A 19,358-nucleotide genomic window follows, 5' to 3' on the forward strand; every position below is an offset into this window, starting at 1 on the left:
GCCGCAGAAGCTACCGACCGGGCAAGCCGTAGGCAATATGGTCGCTGTCGAGCAGCTTCTCGACTTAGCCCAGCAGGCTCAAGCCCACGGAGACAAACGCTAGGATAACGCCGACGATGGACTCGCCGCCGAGCAGGCCGCTGGCGACAACCAGGCCCTGCTCCTGGAAGGCGGCGTCCTTGGCAGCCCTCTCCTCGTCAGAAAGACCAGCGGTGGCGTCGCGGTGGGCGGACCACTTGTCGTAGGCGAGCTTGACGCAGGAGCCCAGGAATGCCGTGAGTGACATGTAGAACGGCAGGTACACGCCCAGGCCGATCATCATGGCCGGAATGCCGAGCCAGTACATGACGATGCCGGCGATAAAGCCGCCGGCAAACCATGGCACGCTCGGAATGCCCGAGACCATGGTGGCGACCACGCTTGCCTGTGCGGCCACGAAGCTCTTGTCGGGACCAAAGGCGTCCGGACCATAGGCGGTAACCAGCGCGACCATGACGGCTGCGGCGACCAGGGCGCCCACGATGCCGCCGATGGCCTGGCCGATCCACTGCGCACGCGGGTTGGTGCCCAGCACGGCGCCGGCCTTAAAGTCGTTCATGACGTCGCCCGCAAGGCCGCACGCCACGGCCACGATGCCGGCGATAAAGAACAGCTTGACCTGAGCGATCTGAGCGAAGGCGGCCACGATGAGCATGACGATGAGGCCAAAGATTTCCATGGGGTCGATGCCCGTCTGGCCGCAGCTCTGTGCGCTCATGATGGTAGTGACAAAGGTGAACAGCGTCACGATGACGGCCGGGACGGGACCAAGGTCGAGCGCGATGGCGATGATCACGGCGATGGCGGCGGCGCCCAGGCCGATGATGCCGGCGTCGAGCTTAAGGGAGCCCGAGATGAGCGACTGCTCGTCGGTGTCGGTGGAGCTGTCGGCGGCGAGGCCGCGGACGATACCGGCGACCTGCGGCAGGATGTCCTTGAGGACGACGGCGACGCCAAAGCCCATCATGAGGCCCATGCCCAGGGACTTGACGATGCCCTGCGCGGTCACAACATCGAACAGACCGGCAGCGGTGCCGCCCACGATGATGCCAAAGTTGCCCAGCAGGGCGCCGGCAAACCAGAAGGCGACCGGGGCGAAGCCCACGAGGAAGCCGACGGAGAGCAGCATGGGCGAGTTGTAGATGCCAAAGGTCACGCCGGGGATGTTGAGCGTGCATAGCATGCTGGGCACCACGCCCAGGGCGTCGCGCAGCACGCTATAGATGCCGGCGATGGCCATGGAGCCAAAGAGCTGCTTGCCGGTCTTGCCGCCGGCCTCGGTCGCGCGCAAGGTCTGAGCTGCGGCGTTGCCGGTGGGGAACTCCAGCGCGGCGTCCACGATAAAGTGACGGTGGATGAGCGCGGTGGCCAGCAGGCCCAGGATGGTGCCGGCGAGCGCCACGATAAACATGTCGAGCCAGCTGATCTGGTCGGCATAGCCCAGCATCCAGGCGCCCGGGATGGTAAACGCCAGACCGCCGGCGACCATGGCGCCCGCGGACATGATGGTGTGGGTGACGTTTGCCTCGTTGAGGCTGGCGTTGCCCATGAGCTTAAGGAAGAACAGCGAGATGACGGCAGCGAAGACGATTGGCCAGGGGAGTGCGCCCATCTTGAGGGCGGTGTAGGCCGAGCTTGCCGTGATGATCACGCAGCCAAGGACGCCGATGACGACGCCGCGCAGCGTGAGTTGCCCGCGCATCGAAGCGCGGTTCGAGGGATTGCTCATATAAAACTCCTTTGCGTATATCCGCTTCCCCCGGGAGCGCCGTTACGGATACGGCGCGGGAAGTCGGGTTACCAAGGGCCGCCGCGTGAGCTCGCGCGCGGCCGCGCATCAGTATAACCGCAAGCCAGTCATTTTGGGATGACTGGTTTAGGTAGGCGATATACTGCTGGACAGACGAAAGGAGCGCCGACGATGCTTAATGGGTGCGCATATATATTGACGGTCGACGTGGGCAACACGTTCATTCGCTTTGGCCTGTTTGCCGAGGATTCGGCCGCGGCACAGGAATGCCCGCTTGCGACGTGCGAGATCACGACGCCGTCGAGCATTACGGCCGACGAAGCGCGTATGCGTCTCGCTCAAGTCATGGCCGCGCTGGCGGCCGATGCGGGCATGCCCGGCGCGCTCGTTCCCGCAGCTGCAGTCCTGAGTTGCGTGGTGCCGGCGCTCGAGCGTCCGTGGAAGGCGGCACTTTTTCGCACCTGCACGGGGCGCGTGCTCACCGTGGGGCCGGGCCTCAAGACCGGCATGCCCGTCCGCTACGACGACCCGGCCGAGATCGGCCCCGACCGCATCGCCGACGCCGTGGCGGCCCGTGCCGTCTACGGCTCTCCGTGCATCGTGATCGACTTGGGTACCACGACCAATATCGAGGTCATCGACGCGCGCGGCACCTTTGTGGGCGGCGTCATCGCGCCGGGTCTGGCGCTTGGCGCCCGCTCGCTTTCGGCTGCTGCGGCGCGTCTGCCGCAGGTCGAGCCCTCGGCACCCACGCATGTGATCGGCCGCAACACGCGCGAGGCCATGCGTTCGGGCGTGGTTCTGGGCGAGGTGGCCCGCATCGACGGCATGCTCGACATGGTGCTCGCCGAGATGCGCGCGACCAAGGCCGCGGGGGAGGGCGACGTGCCCATCGTCATTACCGGCGACGACGCCGAGGCGCTCGCGTCGCTGGTCGGTCACAGTCTGACGGTCGACGACGCGCTGACGTTGCGGGGTCTCGCCGAGCTCTACCGCATCAACCAAAAACCCCGCCGCGTGTAAAAGTGAGGGCGCCGGTGGGACAAACGCCCCCACCTTTCACCTGCTACAATGGGTCAAACTATTGCGATTACGGAGGTGTCTGCCATGTCGGACGATCTTCATCAAACTTCGTCAGGCAAGCGCCTGGACGTCATTAGCTGGGACGAGTTCTTTATGAGCGTGGCCATCGCCGCACAGCGCCGCAGCAAGGACCCCAACACGCAGGTGGGTGCGTGCATCGCCAGCACCAACCACCGTATCCTTTCGGTGGGCTACAACGGTACGCCCTCGGCGCTCAACGACGACTTTTTCCCGTGGGGTACGAGCGACGATCCGCTGCAGGACAAGCACAACTACGTGGTCCATGCCGAGGCCAACGCCGTGCTCAACTACCGTGGCTCGCTCAAGGACCTCGAGGGTTCCACGGTCTACGTCACGCTGTTCCCGTGCCACGACTGCGCCAAGATTTTGGCGCAGGTGGGTGTGGGCGAGGTTGTCTACCTGGACAACAAGTACGCCGACACCGACGACGGCCGCATCAGCCGCCGCATTCTCGACTCCTGCGGTATTAGCTACCGCCAGGTTATCGTCGATGTCCAGATTGGTACCGGGGGACAGGCTCGGCAGTAATATGCGTTGTCACTATCTGACGACGAACGCAGCTAAAAGAGCCCCGTCCCAAATTGGCTGCTCGTGAAAGTCGTGTCCGCGCGCATGGATGGCTCGTGAGCGGGTACATGGCTGTAGTAACATAGCCCCTGTCCGCGGGCGCGCCCGCGTTATTGTGAGAAAGGAGCCCCTGTGGCTGTTAACGAAGAGCTGCTTAAGAAGGTTCTTGAAGAGATTCGCCCCAACCTGCAGGCCGACGGCGGCGATATGGAGTATGTGGGCGTTGACGACGAAGGCGTCGTCAAGCTGGAGCTGCAGGGCGCTTGCGCCGGCTGCCCCATGAGCTCGCTGACCCTGTCCATGGGTATTGAGCGCATCCTGAAGGAGCATGTGCCCGGCGTTACCCGTGTCGAGCAGGTCAATGCCTCCGGCGAGACCGACGACCTGTACGACGAGTACGCGCCGTTCTAAGATGCGAAAGTTGCGGACGGCATACTCCGCATAGACGTTACGCCCAAATATGCGGCTGCGAGCGCAAGGCCCGCGGCCGCATTTGTATGTAGGGAGTAGGAGGGTCGACATGCTCAACGACTTCTACCATATGCTTGATCCCGTCGCCATTTCGGCGGGGCCCATCACCATCTACTGGTACGGCTTGGCCTATGTGGTCGGCGCCCTGCTCACGGCGGTCGTCATGTACCGCACGCAGCGTCGCTGGGGCTTTAACATCACGATTGACGACCTGACGAGTGTCGTGGTCGGCGTGGTCTTTGGCCTTATCATTGGCGCCCGTCTGTTCTACGTCATCTTTTACGGCGACGGCTACTACTGGGCGCATCCGCTCGAGATCTTTGCCACCAACGAGGGCGGCATGAGCTTCCATGGCGGTTTGGTGGGCGGCATTATCGGCGGCATCATCGTGTGCCGCATGTATAAACTCGACGCATGGACGTTGGCCGATCTTGCCGTCATTGGCGCTCCGCTGGCCCTGTGCCTGGGACGCTGCGCCAACTTTGTCAACGGCGAGCTGTGGGGCAAGCCGACCGATCTGCCCTGGGGTGTGGTCTTTGGCGGGACTGCGGGCGATATGCCGCGTCACCCCTCCCAACTCTACGAGGCATTTCTTGAGGGCATTGTGCTCTTCTGCATCCTGCAGGTGCTCAGCCGCAAAAAGCCGCTGCTGCCCCAGGGCACGTTTATGGGCGTGTTTGTGATGGGTTACGGCATCGTCCGCTTCCTCGTCGAGTTCGTGCGCGTGCCCGATGCCCAGCTGGGTTATCTGCTGGGCGGCGTCATCACGATGGGTCAGCTGCTGAGCCTTCCGCTCGTTATTGCGGGCCTGGCGCTCATCATCTTCGCCCGACACCGCAATCGCCCCCAGCGCATCTACCTCGACGCTTAACCACCACATACGACCACAAAGGGGGCAGGCACCTTTGTGGTGGTTTGCTGGGCAATGATGACAGAACCGTAACGTTTCCCCAGATAAAACCTGCCAAAATAAACCTGTCCCTTTTTGGCAGGTTTCTAGAAAGGCTTTCGGACTGTGAAGGATTCCGATCTCTCTACAACGGCTGCGCGCGACGCGGCCCGCATCGTCTGGTTTAAGCGCTACCCCGCCAAGCAGACGCTCATCGCATTTCTGCTCGCGCTGTTGGCGACCACGGCGTTTTCCATCGATCCCGCCCCGGTGTCGAGCAACGCAGTCTTGGCGATTGACCCCAAAGCCTCGGGCGTGCTGTACGTGTGCTACGAGGTGCTCCTCTCGTTTGCCGGCCATACCGACGCGGTCATGCTGCTTGCGCTTGCCTGCCTGCTCACGCTGCCGTTACGCTACGTGTTCTTTGGCCGTGGCGACACCTGGCGTCCATCGATCATTCTGCCGTCGCTGTTTTTCGCCATCTGCATGGTGTTCGGCCGCAGCTACGACCTCACCGACTCGGCCGAGATTGTTCTTGGCGACAAGGCCCGCATCATCTGCGCCTGGATTGGCGGCGCGGGCTGGATGCTCCTAGCGATTGTGGCCTTCTATCTGGCTTTTGAGTGTCTGGATTGGCTGAGCTCCCGACGCATCCCGTTTTCCGAGGCGCACTTTGGCCGCATATGGCGTGTGGCTCACGCCGTGCTCTCGGTCCATCCCTTTGCCGGGCCCTTCCTGGTGCTTATGATCGCCTGGGCGCCCACGCTCATCGCTTCGCTGCCCGGCCTTTTTATGGGAGATACGGGTGCGCAGATTCGCCAGTGGTTCAACTATCCCAACGGCACGAGCGACTACCTGCGCCTACTCAACCCCAACGTGCTGCTCAACGGGCATCATCCCGTAGTGCACACGGCCATTATCGGCTCGTGCGTTCAACTGGGGCTTTCGCTGTTCAACAGCGCTAACGCGGGCCTCATCATCTATACCTGCGCTCAATTTGTCATCACGGCTGCCTGCATGGCCTATTCCATTTCGTCGCTGCGCAAACTGGGCGTGAGCCTGCCGGTTCGCGGTGCGATCCTGCTGTTCTTTGCGTTTATGCCGATGTTCTCTAACTACGCGGCGTTGCTCACCAAAGACGTGCTCTTTGCCGACGCGTTTTTGGTGCTGCTGGTACAGACCGTCAAGCTCGTGGCATGTGGCTTGCCCCGTCGTGATGCCAATGCTGAGCGTGCGGGCGAACAGAGGCCCGTGCTCTTTGCGCGCCACGACTGGCTGTTGCTTGCGCTGGCTGCCATGGGTTCCACGTTTTTGCGCAATGGCGGTCTGGTCTTTCCGTTGGCGGCCTGCGTGATTGCGGCGGCGTTTTGCGCATGGGATGTACATGTCGCCCGTCGTGCGGCTAAGCAGACGGGCACCGCGGTCTCATGCGCCACGCCGCGCTTCCGCTGGGTTGGCGTCCTCGCGGTGCTCGCACTCTGCCTTGCCTCTAATATGTACTTCACCAAGGTCTTTATGCCGGCGCACGACATCACGCCTGGTTCCAAGCGCGAAATCCTCTCGATTCCGTTCCAACAGACGGCTCGTTTCGTCCAAAAGCACGACGGCCTCAACTCGGGCGTCAACCCCACGGTAAAGGAGGACGGCACCATCGTGGAGGCTCCTTGCGACGGCTTGGTGACCGACGAGGAGCGCGCCGTGATCGACCGGGTGCTCAAGTACGAGAATCTGGGCCGCCGTTACAACCCGGATAAGTCGGATGCCGTCAAGAACTGCTTTAACGAGTACGCCTCGCAGGAGGACATCAAGGCCTATTTTGAGGTCTGGGCGCAGATGTTCAAAAAGGATCCCGAGTGCTTTATCTCGGCGCTCATCAATAACTATTACGGCTACTTTTATCCGAGCGCGCGCGATGCCTGGGTCTACAGCACGGCGCGTAGTGCCGAGATCATGGCGCGTCCCGACAACCTCAAGTACTTCGACTTCCATCCGGTTGACAGCAACGTGGTGCGCTGGTGCGACCACCTGATCAATCTGTACCGTGTGGCGGTGCAGCGCATCCCGTTTATTTCGCTCACCATGAGCTCGGCCACCTATGTGTGGATTATGATCGCCGTGGTGGTCTACCTGCTGCGTCGTCATTCATGGCGTGCGCTGGCGATCTGGGTGCCGCTGTTGGGCGTGCTCGCCGTGTGCCTGATTGGTCCGTGCAACGGCTCGACCTACATGCGCTACCTGTATCCGGTCATCGCCTGCATGCCCTTCGCCATCGGCGCCACCGTCACCCGCAGTGACTTCCTCTGGTTCTAACCTGGTGCATTGGGGTCAGGTTTCTTTGCTGCACCAAAGGGGCCATCATCACGACGCCTTCATTTTGGGGTTTATCTTGCAGGCCAGTAGGTATATCATAACGACGTTTGTTTATATTGCCCGAGCATCTGCGCTGGGCTTTAGGTCGAAACCGATAGGAGACACGTATGTCCGGACACTCTAAGTGGGCCACAACCAAGCATCGTAAGGGCGCGCAGGACGCCAAGCGTTCCGCCCTCTTCTCCAAGCTCAGCCGCAACATCACCGTTGCTGCCCGTCTCGGCGGTGACCCGCTGCCCGAGAACAACGCCAGCCTCGCCGCTGCCGTTGCCAAGGCCAAGGCTCAGTCCATGCCTAAGGACAAGATCAAGTCCGCTATCGACAAGGCTTTTGGTTCGGGTGCTGACGCCGCCGTCTACGAGAACATCGTGTACGAGGGCTACGGTCCCGCCGGTGTCGCCGTCTACGTCGACTGCCTGACCGACAACCGCAACCGTACCGCCGCTGATGTCCGTTCCGCCTTCTCCCACGCTGGTGGCAACCTGGGCACCTCCGGCTCCGTCGCCTTCCAGTTTGAGCGCAAGGGCCAGATCGTCGTCGCCAAGGAGATCCTGGACGAGAACGCCAAGAAGGAGACCATGATCGCCAACGGTGCTGCCGGTGACGAGGATGAGTTCATGATGGCCATCGCCGAGGCCGGTGGCGAGGACTACGAGGATGCCGGCGAGGAGTGGATCGTCTGGACTGCTGCCAACGACGTCATGGCTGTCTCCAAGGCGCTCGAGGAGCAGGGCGTCCAGGTCAAGGGCTCCGAGACCACCATGGTCCCGACTACCCCGACCGAGGTCTCCGGCGCCGACGCCAAGAAGGTTCAGCGCCTCATCGACCGTCTTGAGGAGCTCGACGACGTCCAGGACGTCTACAGCACCATGGACATGACCGACGAGGTCATCGCTGCCCTCGAGGAGGAGTAGCGCCAGCACGGATTGAGCCGTGCATATCTGGGCATAATGAAGCGAGCATGCAAGCCTCGTGGAATAGATGAGCCGGATCCGCGTGCGTAGAGCACCGGACCCGGCTCTTTTATAATGATGCGAACCGTTCTGCATTTCGAGAGCCGAGATTTGAAAGGAGCGCCGCGTGCGCGTACTCAAACGAGCCCTAGCGATCGTGTATCTTGCCGCCACCATCGTGGCGCTGGGTACGCTTGTCTGCCAGTTTTGGGGGCCGTATACGTATCGCTTTATGCTGCTGATGCGCGACCCCATGCCGCGCATCGTCGTGACGGTGTGCGCCGGCGTCGTGGCGATCGGCGTACTGCTGAGCTTTTTCCGCCTGATGTTCGCCCGTCGCGAACCGTCCTGCGTGCATCCGGCGGGGGAGCGCAATATCGAGGTTACCCTTGCGGCGCTTTCTTCGTGCGCCAGGGCTGCTGCCGAGCGTGACGACCGCGTGATGGTCGAGCATGTCGAGGCCCGCGTCCAAGGCTCCGACGATTCGCACGTCCGTTTTAAGGTCGAGGCTATCGCGCTTGACGATAAGGACGTGACATCTCTGGCTACCGCGATGCAGCAGCGCATCGAGGAAGCTTGCGGCACCATGCTCGGCACGCCGGGTACGACCGCGCGTGTCCGTTTTTTGCCGTCCAAGACTACCGTCCAGACCGTGGAGGTTTCCGGTGAGTGATACCAATCAAGATAAGACCGCTCGTACGCCGCGCCTGACGATTGACCAGAGCGCCACGCCGGCGAGCGAACCTGTTGATTCCAAAGCAGAGGCAACCGAGTTACAAGAAGCGGCAGCCGCGGATTTTGACGAGGCTGTGGGTCTCATCAAGGGTACGGGCGCTGCCATCTGGAGCTATGCGGTGCGTCATCCCAACACCACACTCGGCGCCGTCGCCGGCTTTATCCTCGCCGTGTTGGTGCTCACGTTGGGCCTATGGGACACGCTCGTCATTGCATTCTTCGTGCTGATCGGCGCTGTGATCGGCCAAATTCGCGACGGCGAGAACGGGATCGTCAACTTCTTCGGCCGTTTGTTTAGCGGCCGCTAATATGTATTCGACTGTCGCATCCGCGGCAGGCATAAGGAGGAACCATGGCTTTTAATACGAAGGTCGATGTAGCCGATACCGAGCTCGAGGAGAACGAGGCGGTCGTCGCCGAAGCTGAGGATGTGACGCTCGAGGACGAGGCTCTCGTCGAGGCCGAGTCCGATACGGATGAGGACGACGAGGAAGCAGACGAGTCCGAGGACTCGCTGACCTATTCCAACGGCGTGATCGAGAAAATCGTCGCCATGGCCACCCGCGAGGTGCCGCACGTTCTGGGCATGAAGGGTAACCTCATGCACTTTGTGCAGGAGCAGTTTGGTGCCGAGAACCTGACCAAGGGCGTGACGGTCGAGGTCACCGACGACAACCGCGTGGTCGTCAACATCTCGGTCATCATCGAGTACGGCGCCTATGCGCCTGCGATCTTTGACGACGTTAAGGCGCGCGTCACCGAGCGTCTTGCCGCGATGACCGGCCTTGAGGTGGCAGGCGTCAACCTGCGCATCGAGGATGTCATCACTCCCGAGGAGTACGAGCACCGTACCAGCCAGCACGAATAACCTTCCAAAAAGGGACAGGTTTGTTTTGGCAGGTTTTATCTGCGAAAACGTTAAACGGCCGACCGCGCAAGCAAAAGCGTGGCCGGCCGTTTTTGTACGCTCCCGATGTAGTCATACCGCTCGTCTAACTAGGGGTTGCAATCCCCACGTTCCGCGTTACTCTAATGGGCGCATTGTTTCCAAATTGTTAACGAGGGGTTGCCGTAATGGCCGACGAGCACGAAACAGAAAGCAAGGCATGGGCAATTGAGGCCGCTGCGGCAGAGGCGGCGTCGCGTGCTGCCGAGGAGGTGCATCGTCCTCCCGTAGTGCCGATGGAGCGCGTGGTCGATCGCGATGTTATCGAGCGGGGCGAGCGCGCTGGTCGCAAGCGCAGCCAGGAGCCGGGCTTTCCGCGCTTTTTTGCCGAGCTCAATTTGGGCCTGATCCTCACGGCCTTTGCCATCGTCGCGTTTAAAACCCCTAATCACTTTGCTTTTGGCGGCACCTCGGGCGTGTCGGTCATTCTGTCCACGCTGTTCCCGACCCTGCCCGTCGGCGTCTTTATGTGGATTATCAATGCGGTCCTGGTCGTTCTGGGCTTTATCTTTTTGGAGCGCAAGGCAATCCTGTGGAGTGTCTTTGCCTCGTTTGCGCTGTCCGCCTATGTTTCGCTGTTTGAGCTCTTTATTCCGACCGATGTCTCGATGACGGGCGATATGTGGCTCGACCTGTGCTTTGCCGTGATTCTGCCGGCGCTCGGCAGCGCCATCGTCTTTGATATTGGTGCCTCGACGGGCGGCACGGACATCCTCGCCATGATTCTCAAACGCCGCACGACGCTTGAGATCGGCCGTGCGCTGCTGCTGGTCGATATCGGCATCGTGACCATCGCGGCCTTCTTGTACGGCCCGCGCGTCGGTCTGTATTGCGTGCTCGGCCTGTTTGCCAAGACGCTTGTGGTCGACAAAGCCATCGAGAGCATCCACCTGCGTAAAGTCTGCACGGTCATTTGCTCCGAGCCCCTTAAAGTCGAGGAGTTTATCGTCAAGCATCTCAACCGTACGGCGACTATCAGCCGCGGCTACGGTGCTTTCTCGGGCAAGTGCGTGACGGTGATTATGAGCGTGCTGAGTCGTCGCGAGGCCGTGCAACTGCGTCGCTACGCGCGCGAGATCGATCCGGGTGCCTTTATCACGATTGTCGACAGCTCCGAGATCGTCGGCAAGGGTTTCCGCGGAACGAACTAACGCGGTCGAGCTCATCAAACAATCGAATAGCGCCCTGCGCATTGCAAATGCGTCATGTTGGAGTATTTGTCCCCACATTGGGTGATAATGATGCCAAAGACATCGTTTGCGATCCAGATGATTCGCTCAAGATACGAAGGGATGATCTCGATGTTCTGTTCGCAGTGTGGTGCCCCCATGGGCGACAACGATAAGTTCTGTGGTGCGTGTGGTGCCCCCAATGCCGGTGCCGCAGCCTCTGCCCCTCAGGGTCAGCCCCAGCAGTTTGTTCCGCAACCGCCCGTGGCGAATGCGTCCAAGGGCTGTGTGGCTCAGGCGTTTGAGGACATGACCAAGACGCCGGGCGTGCTGCAGCGCGTGTGCCAGATCGCCTTTTTGCCGGCGCTCATCTGTGTCGTGTCAGTGCTCGTGCTGTTCATTCCCGTTATTGGCGGCATTGCGGCTGCCATCGGCTTTTTGGCAGCTTGCATTGCGAGCGTGTGCGGTTCCGGCTTTGGTATCGAGTGGGGCCGTGATCTTTCGCTCAAGGTCGATGACGGCATGGACCGTCCACTCATGCGTTCCACGTCGTTTGGCCTCGGAGTCTTTTCGAGCGTTATCTCGGTCGTGCTCGAGGTTATCGCTGCCATTCCCGTTATCGGTGTAGTGCTTTCGCTGGTGGAGAGCGTGGTAATTGGCGCCGCGGGCTCGTATTCGTATTACGGCTCCTATGCACTCGAGGCAGCGCTGTTTGGCTCGCTTGGCCTGCTTGTCCTGGCTATGATTGCCACGGCGGTCTTGGGGGTCTTCTTTAAGATGTTCGCCGACATTGCCGTGATGCACTTTGCGGTGACCGGTCGTGTCGAGAGCGCGTTTTCGCTCGACAAGGTCTGGGCGGCGTTTAAGCACAACAAGACCAAGCTGTTCTGCGCTTCGTTCCTTCCCGAGTTTTTGACGGGTCTGGTCGCCAACGTTGTCACATGGATCCTGACGCTCATCTTCGGCGCCATTGCCTCTGTCGGTATGTATAGCTACTACTACCGTCCTTCGGCTATTGAGGCGCTTGTTACCGGCGGTGGCATCACGCTCGTATTGTTCTTGGTGCTGACGGCGTTTGTCACGGTATTCCTTACGGTCTTTGGCAAGATGCTCAAGCATCGTGCCGTTGGCTATTGGGTAGCGCGTTATGCAGCTGAATGGGCTGATGAGGATAAGGATGACGTCCTGACCTTTGTGCTGCCGTTTGAGAAGAAGTCTGCTCCGGCTGGTTTTAGCACCGACGCAGCGCCCGTATCCGATTCCGCTGCGGCGCCGGCGCCTGCGCCCGAGCCCGAGCCCGAGCCCGTGCCTGAGCCTGAGCCTGTGCCCGCGCCCGTGCCCGTGCCTGAGCCCGACCCCGCGCCCATGTCGGAACCGGAGCCCGAGCCTGCGCCTGAGCCCGACCCCGCGCCAAGCTCCGACGAGGACCCGCAGGACGAGTAACCCTGCCACCTGCCATTTGGGGACGGGGTAGAAACGGTAGAAATAGCGCTTGACAAATAAGCGGGGGCGGACGCGTCGAAACGTCCGCCCCCGCTTTGATATCGCGATGTGGCTATGACTGCGAGATGGTCGTGGATCGACTACTCGTCGTGCTTCTCCTCGCGGCGGGCGGCGGCGCGAGCGTCGTGGATGCCCTTGATTGCGGCGTGTCGGGCGGTGCGGGCATCGTGCATGGCGTCGCGGGCCTCGGCGGCCGTGGCCTTGGCAGAGCGCAGTTTGGCTGCCAGGTCGGGATTGGTCTCGGCGACCGCGGCAATCGTGGGGCCGTCGAGCTCTTCTTGTGTGGGCTCGGCCAAAAAGTCGATGGCATATTGGGCGGCCACCATGGAGCCCTTGGCCAGTACCGACTCGTCAATCTTGTAGAAGCAAGAATGTTGGGCGTACGTGGCGCCAATCTGGGGGTTGCGCGTGCCAACAAAGGCGAGCACGCCCGGTACGCGGCGCAGGTACTCCGAAAAATCCTCACCCGAGAGTGTGCCGCGATAATGGCCTTGGCCGGTGGGGCCCAGGCATTTGATTACTGCCTGGCGGCAGCGCTCGCTCGAGGCGGCATCGTTTTCGACCTTGTAATTGGCGATGGTGTAGTCGGTGAGCTCTGCCTCGGCGCCCAAGGCGGCCGCGGTATGCTCCACGATGCGGCGCATGAGCTCCGGCATTTCCTCGTGGGTCGAATCTCCGTAGGTGCGCACCGTGCCGGCGAGGTAGGCCGTGCCGGCGATAACGTTGCGCGCGGTGCCGCCGTGCAGCTCGCCGACGGTAATGACGGCCGGCTCGTAGGGACTGATCTCGCGCGAAACGATGGTCTGCAGAGCGTTGACGATCTCGGCGGCAACCATAACGGCGTCGTGACCGCGCTGGGGCATGGCGCCGTGGCACGAGGTGCCGCGGACGTCGATGCGGAACCAGTCGGTATTGGCCATGCGCGGTCCGGGCTCGCAGCTCACGGTGCCGGCGTCGACCTCACTCCAGATGTGCGCGGCGTAGGCGCCATCGACGCCGTCGAGCACGCCCGTGCCGATCATGAGTTTGGCGCCCTGGCCGTTTTCCTCACTGGGCTGGAAGACGATGCGGACTTCGCCGTGGATGTCGTCGGTCATATGGCGCAGGATCTGCAGCGTGCCGAGCATCATGGCGATGTGGCAGTCGTGGCCGCAGGCGTGCATGCAGCCCTCGTTGACGCTGGCAAACTCCTCGCCGGTCTGCTCGGTGACGGGCAGGGCGTCGATATCCGCGCGCAGCAGGATGCGGCGGCGCGGCGTGCCGTCCTCGTGGTAGGCATCCGACGCGGTACCGCGAAGCGTTGCCACCAAGCCGGTCTTGAGCGGACGCTCGTAGGGGATATTCATGGCGTCGAGCTGGTTGGCGATGTCGGAGGTCGTGCGCTCCTCGGCAAGGCTCAGCTCCGGGTGCTTATGGAAGTGCCGGCGCTGCTTGATGATATAGGGTTCAAACTCGGTAGCGATATCTTTGATGGCTGCGGTGACGTCGTCAGCCGCGCGAGCCTCGGTCGCCGCCATAATCTGCTGTGCCTTGGTCTTCGTCATGGTCGATTTGCTCCTTGCTGGGTTGATCGCAAAATCGTACAGGCTCTCTCCAGTATGCCACCTGCCGCTAGGGCTGGTAAAGTTGCCGTTTGCCGCTTGGGGTTTTGTTACAAGGGCGGGGGAGTACACTCGGGGGTGTTGAATTTCCTGCCAGAGATGGGGATGCCCATGCAACATATCGATCGGATTATCCGCTCCAAGAACGTCTTTAACGCGCAAGACGGTATCGATACCGCCCGCGAGCTGGCGATTGCCATCGCAGGCGACCGTATCGTCGCAGTCGGTGCGCCCGATGACGTGATTGCCGCCGCTCCTGCCGCCACGTTGGTTATCGACTACGGCGAGCAGTTTGTCTGCCCCGGTTTCCACGATGCTCATCTGCATTTCTTCCATACCTCGGTCGGTTCCTCGCCGTACATGCTCATGGATATGGGCACGTCCGAGGCGGCGCTGGTGCAACATGCGCTCGAGTTTTCCCAGGACCTGCCCGACGACGCTTGGGTTGTGACGCAGGGCTGGCGCGATTACCGTTGGGACCCGCCCGAGCATCCAACCAAGGCGTCGCTCGATGCGGCTTTTCCTGATCGACCCTGTGTTATGTACTCGGGCGACGGGCATACGTTGTGGCTCAACAGCCGCGCGCTCGAGGCACTCGGCGTGACGCGTGACAGCGAGCCGCCGGCGGGTGGCAGCTACGACAAAGATGCAAATGGCGAGCTCACGGGTATTGCTCATGAGGCTGCGGCCATGCAGCTGCTGCCGCGCTGTCTTGAGTGGCTGGGTGAGGACCGTATCGCGAGCGCGTATGCCGACCAAATGAAACGCATGGCCGAGCAAGGCATTACCTCGATTTGCGACATGTCGCTCATGCCCATGCCGGGCTGCGATTTTATCCGCGATGATGTCTACGACAAGCTACAGGCAGCCGGCAAGCTGGGCATCCGAGCCCATCTGTTCCCCACGTTGCTGGATGACCAATCGCGCTTAGAAGAACTGCAGACCCGCTACGCGAACAACGCGCTGCTCTCGGCACCGGGCTTTAAGCAGTTCTTCGACGGCGTGTCGAGCGAACACACGGCGTATCTCACCGAGCCCTATACCAATCCGCGCTTCCCGGGCGACCAGGGCCGTCTGACGGTTCCCGCCGAGCGCATGCGCAAGCTAGTTCTGGCGGCCGCGGAGCGCGGCCACACCGTGCGCATCCACGTCATCGGCGACGGTGCCATCCATGCCGCGCTCGATATCTTTGAGGAGGCGGCAGAGCTCTACGGCCTGCCCCAACACGGCCATAATACGCTTGAGCATCTGGAGAATCTCCTGCCCCAGGACATCGATCGCCTGCGCAAGCTCAACGTGATTGCCTCGAGCCAGCCCTGTCACATTACGCTCGACCCGGGCGGCCCCGAGCGCGATTTGGGCATGGAGCGCAGCCGCATCATGTGGCCGTTTGCAACCTATAAGCAGCGCGGCATTCGCCAAGCCTTCGGTACCGACAGCCCCATCACGCCTGTTACCAGCATGAACGTGCTCTACACGGCTATCACCCGCCAAGACCCCCGCAGCCACTGGCCCGAGGGCGGCTGGCTGCCGAGTGAGCGCATCGATGCGGCAACGGCCCTGCGCAACTACACCCTGGGCAGCGCCTACGCGGCAGGCGACGAGCAAAACCTCGGCAGCCTGGAACCCGGCAAATACGCCGACCTGGTAGTCCTGGACCAAAACCCACTCACCATCGACCCCCAAGAACTCCAAGCCACCAAAGTCCAAGCCACCTACCTAGCCGGCAACCTGATCTACGAGCGCTAAGTAATCATGTCTTACCGTTAAACGCGGCTCGGGCAGCTTATTTTGGGATGGCGCTCGAGCCACGTTTGCGTTTCGGTGGGGATCCGCCATGAGCGTCCCTGCTCTGTTGGATTTGGGCGCGGGGTTGAGGTGCTGCTGCTCCGTGCGTTCAATTTGGACATCAGCAGTGCAACCTCATGTGTTTTGCATACTTCACATTACAGATTGCATAAAAAGGCCGGGATGTTCTTTCTGGCCCTGATGTACCCCCGCCTGGGCCGTGCAAAAAACGGAGTATTCAGCACCGCGAGCTCTGCCGGTGCCGCTGCGGCCGAGTAACGTTACGGAGATTGACGTCATTTTGTGCTCCGGTGCGGCGTGAGGCATGCCTTTCTGTCCTGACGGGGTTTGCCTGCCGACCAAAATCGCCGGCCGAAGGCGTCCTTGGGACCAATATGGTGTGTCCGGCACGTATGCAGCCGTCCTAGTCTGCTGAATACTCCCAAAAATGCACGGTGCTCCCCAGGGGACCCGTGCGCGCAGCGAAAACCATGCACATGTCGCTATCCGCATCGCCATTTTGCTGCACTGACTTTTCTGAATGCCGGGCCCGAATTAGTTAACCTGCCTCCCGTGTGGCTCCGGAGGGGCGGGGCATAAGGTTTATCGCGAGTTCCGCACGAGCCGAAGGCCACTTAATGTGGCCTTCGTGCGAGCAGGACTGCCCGAGCAGGAAACCTTATGCCCCGCCCCTCCGGAGCCACACGGGAGGCATCGCTAAGTTATCCCCCGGCATTCAGAAAATCTAAGTGTCAAAAAATAAGATTTTTTGACTCCGTGTTGTATAACCCGCCATTCGTGGGTACCATTCAACGCGTACGCAAACAAAAAGGGTTAATTCGCGTGGCATAACCACGCGGCCCAAAAAGGAGGAGACAAGCATGTCGTCTTTGAAGCCGCTTGCAGATCGTGTTCTGGTCAAGCCCGACGAGGCCGAGCAGAAGACCGCTTCTGGTCTGTATATCGCCAGCAACGCCCAGGAGAAGCCGCAGCGCGGCACCATCGTTGCCGTTGGCGCCGGCAAGGTCAACGACAAGGGTGAGCGCATCCCCATGGACGTCAAGGTCGGTGACGTTGTCATCTACGGTAAGTTCGGTGGCAACGAGGTCAAGGTCGACGGCGAGAAGTATCTGCTGATGCGCGCCGACGACATCTACGCTGTCGTCGAGGCCTAGTCTCGTCAGAATCTCTGATTCGTCTTTGAACGCGCCCGCCGCATAGGACTCGGAAGCGGCGACGCGAGTCACATTTCTTTTGGAGGATTACCTACCATGGCAAAGAACATTACGTTCAACACCGATGCCCGCGCTAAGCTTGCCAAGGGCGTCAACACTCTGGCCGACGCCGTTACCGTCACCATGGGCCCCAAGGGCCGCTACGTTGCGCTGCAGCGCACGTTCGGTGCTCCGACCATCACCAACGACGGCGTTTCTGTCGCCAAGGAGATCGAGCTCGAGGACAACATCGAGAACATGGGCGCTCAGCTGGTGAAGGAGGTCGCCACCAAGACCAACGACACCGTGGGTGACGGCACCACCACCGCAACCCTGCTCGCTCAAGCCATCGTCAACGACGGTCTGCGCAACGTCGCCGCTGGCGCCAACCCGCTGGCCATCCGTCGCGGCATCGACAAGGCCGTCAACGCCGCCGTCACCGAGATGAAGAAGCAGGCCAAGCCGGTCGAGACCAAGGAGCAGATTGCTTCCGTCGGTACCATCTCCGCCGGTGACCCCGAGGTCGGCGAGAAGATCGCCGAGGCCATGGAGGTCGTGGGCAAGGACGGCGTCATCACCGTCGAGGATTCCCAGACGTTCGACATCACCATCGACACCGTCGAGGGCATGCAGTTCGACAAGGGCTATGTCTCCGCTTACTTCGTCACGGATAACGACCGCATGGAGGCCGTGATGAAGGATCCGTACATCCTCATCACCGACCAGAAGATCTCCAGCGTCCAGGACATCATGCCTGTTCTCGAGGCTGTCCAGCGCGCTGGCCGTGGCCTGCTCATCATCGCTGAGGACATCGATGGCGAGGCTCTGCCGACCCTCGTCCTCAACAAGATCCGTGGCGCCCTCAACGTCTGCGCCGTCAAGGCCCCGGGCTACGGCGATCGCCGCAAGCGCATCCTGGAGGACATCGCCGTCCTCACCGGTGGCCAGGCTGCTCTGGACGAGCTGGGCGTGAAGGTCGCTGACATCACCGCCGATATGCTCGGTACCGCTAAGTCCGTCACCATCTCCAAGGACAACACCGTCGTCGTCGGCGGCGCTGGCTCCAAGGAGGCCATCGACGCCCGCATCGCTCAGATCAAGGGCGAGATGGAGAACACCACCTCTGACTTCGACCGTGAGAAGCTCCAGGAGCGCCTGGCCAAGCTCTCCGGTGGCGTTGCCGTCATCAAGGTCGGCGCTGCTACCGAGTCCGAGCTCAAGGAGATCAAGCACCGCGTTGAGGATGCCCTGCAGGCTACCCGCGCTGCTGTCGAGGAGGGCATTGTCGCCGGTGGCGGCGTCGCCTTCATGGACGCTGCTCCTGCACTCGACGCCGTTGAGCTTGACGACCCTGAGGAGAAGATCGGCGTCGACATCGTCAAGAAGGCTCTGACTGCTCCGGTCGCTACCATCGCCAAGAACGCTGGTTTTGAGGGCGCTGTCGTGGTCGACAAGGTTGCCGAGCTGCCCGCCGGCCAGGGTCTCAACTCTGCCAACGGCGAGTGGGGCGACATGATCGAGATGGGCGTCCTCGACCCCGTCAAGGTCAGCCGCGTCACCCTGCAGAACGCTGCTTCTGTCGCCAGCCTGATTCTCATCACCGAGGCCACCGTCTCCGATGTGCCCAAGAACACTCAGCTTGAGGACGCTATCGCTGCTGCTACCGCTGGTCAGCAGGGCGGCGGTATGTACTAAGGCCGACAAGGTCTAGAACTCCCACCGGGAATCCGGGGGCGTGACGGGGGCTTCTCTCCGGAACGTCCTCGGACATGCAAAGAGGCTCCGCATCGCGCTTCGCGCTGCGGAGCCTCTTTGCGTCCTGCGGAATGTTCCGGAGAGAAACCCCGTCACGCCCCCGGATTCCCTGCGTTTACGGCCTTGAGGTCGGCGTGGGCGGAGGACTTGGTTGTTGGGAATACGTGTCCCGGTCGCTGTTTCGCGGCTTTGCCGCGAAAGGCGCGCTACTTTGGGATGGGTGGGGAACGCGGCTGCTGCGGCAACTGATCCCCGCCACAAATTACCCTTGGCATACTTGCACGAACGATTGCTCGTGCTACACTTGCAATTGCTGTTTCAGGGCGGGGTGAAATTCCCCACTGGCGGTAAATCGGGCGGTGCCAAAGGGGTGCCGTGGCGTAGGCGAGGCGTCTGCGACCGAGCCGATGAGTCCGCGACCCGTGTGTGCGTTGGTTCGCATGCCGGCTGAACTGGTGAGATCCCAGTACCAACGGTTAGAGTCCGGATGAAAGAGGCAGGTGA

At 61.5% G+C, this 19,358-nt stretch carries 16 protein-coding genes and 1 riboswitch; of the genes, 14 read left to right on the forward strand and 2 right to left on the reverse strand.

The features are described 5' to 3' along the window. Window positions 1–64 precede the first annotated feature (64 nt). A complete protein-coding gene (locus DXA43_RS01590; RefSeq protein ID WP_117806076.1) occupies window positions 65–1,768 on the reverse strand; it encodes an OPT/YSL family transporter in 1,704 nt (567 codons plus the stop codon). Between the two features lie 192 nt (window positions 1,769–1,960). On the opposite strand from DXA43_RS01590, the gene DXA43_RS01595 reads away from it, so the two are divergent. The 11 genes from DXA43_RS01595 (at window position 1,961) to DXA43_RS01645 (ending at window position 12,436) form a co-directional block, all read left to right on the forward strand. Continuing rightward, window positions 1,961–2,812 carry a type III pantothenate kinase gene (locus DXA43_RS01595; RefSeq protein WP_117637653.1) on the forward strand — a complete coding sequence of 284 codons (852 nt, stop codon included), beginning with the start codon at window positions 1,961–1,963 and terminating at the stop codon, window positions 2,810–2,812. 84 nt (window positions 2,813–2,896) lie between these two features. Beyond that, entirely contained in the window at window positions 2,897–3,421 is a 525-nt protein-coding gene (locus DXA43_RS01600) for a dCMP deaminase family protein (RefSeq protein ID WP_117640262.1), read from the forward strand. 171 nt (window positions 3,422–3,592) lie between these two features. Further along, a complete protein-coding gene (locus DXA43_RS01605; RefSeq protein ID WP_099432127.1) occupies window positions 3,593–3,871 on the forward strand; it encodes a NifU family protein in 279 nt (92 codons plus the stop codon). A 109-nt stretch (window positions 3,872–3,980) separates the two neighbouring features. Further along, entirely contained in the window at window positions 3,981–4,802 is an 822-nt protein-coding gene (gene lgt / locus DXA43_RS01610; protein WP_117806077.1) for a prolipoprotein diacylglyceryl transferase, read from the forward strand. A gap of 144 nt (window positions 4,803–4,946) precedes the next feature. Then, the gene (locus DXA43_RS01615; protein ID WP_233539993.1) at window positions 4,947–7,130 is read left to right on the forward strand and encodes a DUF6020 family protein; all 2,184 of its coding nucleotides are present in this window, start codon (window positions 4,947–4,949) and stop codon (window positions 7,128–7,130) included. Window positions 7,131–7,297: 167 nt separating this feature from the next. Further along, window positions 7,298–8,104, forward strand: a complete 807-nt coding sequence (locus tag DXA43_RS01620) for a YebC/PmpR family DNA-binding transcriptional regulator (protein WP_117734266.1) — start codon at window positions 7,298–7,300, stop codon at window positions 8,102–8,104. 166 nt (window positions 8,105–8,270) lie between these two features. Then, entirely contained in the window at window positions 8,271–8,816 is a 546-nt protein-coding gene (locus tag DXA43_RS01625) for a hypothetical protein (protein WP_117806078.1), read from the forward strand. Beyond that, a complete protein-coding gene (locus tag DXA43_RS01630) occupies window positions 8,809–9,186 on the forward strand; it encodes a DUF2273 domain-containing protein (protein ID WP_117806079.1) in 378 nt (125 codons plus the stop codon). Before DXA43_RS01625 ends, DXA43_RS01630 begins: the two co-directional genes overlap by 8 nt. A gap of 44 nt (window positions 9,187–9,230) precedes the next feature. Further along, window positions 9,231–9,746: an Asp23/Gls24 family envelope stress response protein gene (locus DXA43_RS01635; protein ID WP_055251999.1), complete on the forward strand. Its 516-nt coding sequence runs from the start codon at window positions 9,231–9,233 to the stop codon at window positions 9,744–9,746. Between the two features lie 206 nt (window positions 9,747–9,952). Further along, window positions 9,953–10,975: a YitT family protein gene (locus tag DXA43_RS01640; protein WP_082435553.1), complete on the forward strand. Its 1,023-nt coding sequence runs from the start codon at window positions 9,953–9,955 to the stop codon at window positions 10,973–10,975. Window positions 10,976–11,125: 150 nt separating this feature from the next. Continuing rightward, window positions 11,126–12,436, forward strand: coding sequence for a zinc-ribbon domain-containing protein (locus DXA43_RS01645; protein ID WP_158571019.1), 1,311 nt, complete (start codon window positions 11,126–11,128; stop codon window positions 12,434–12,436). A 140-nt stretch (window positions 12,437–12,576) separates the two neighbouring features. On the opposite strand, the gene DXA43_RS01650 is transcribed toward DXA43_RS01645, so the two are convergent. Next, the gene (locus DXA43_RS01650) at window positions 12,577–14,040 is read right to left on the reverse strand and encodes a M20 family metallopeptidase (RefSeq protein WP_055252003.1); all 1,464 of its coding nucleotides are present in this window, start codon (window positions 14,038–14,040) and stop codon (window positions 12,577–12,579) included. A 168-nt stretch (window positions 14,041–14,208) separates the two neighbouring features. On the opposite strand from DXA43_RS01650, the gene DXA43_RS01655 reads away from it, so the two are divergent. From DXA43_RS01655 to groL, 3 genes are all read left to right on the forward strand, one after another. Further along, complete coding sequence (locus DXA43_RS01655) at window positions 14,209–15,846, forward strand: amidohydrolase (protein ID WP_233539994.1); 1,638 nt, start codon at window positions 14,209–14,211, stop codon at window positions 15,844–15,846. A gap of 920 nt (window positions 15,847–16,766) precedes the next feature. Next, complete coding sequence (gene groES / locus DXA43_RS01660) at window positions 16,767–17,060, forward strand: co-chaperone GroES (protein WP_022094351.1); 294 nt, start codon at window positions 16,767–16,769, stop codon at window positions 17,058–17,060. Window positions 17,061–17,156: 96 nt separating this feature from the next. After that, window positions 17,157–18,794: a chaperonin GroEL gene (groL, locus tag DXA43_RS01665; protein WP_117806081.1), complete on the forward strand. Its 1,638-nt coding sequence runs from the start codon at window positions 17,157–17,159 to the stop codon at window positions 18,792–18,794. Window positions 18,795–19,164: 370 nt separating this feature from the next. Beyond that, window positions 19,165–19,357, forward strand: a riboswitch (FMN riboswitch). Window position 19,358 lies beyond the last annotated feature (1 nt).

Origin of the sequence: Collinsella sp. OF02-10 (assembly GCF_003463445.1) — a bacterium.
GTDB lineage: Bacteria > Actinomycetota > Coriobacteriia > Coriobacteriales > Coriobacteriaceae > Collinsella.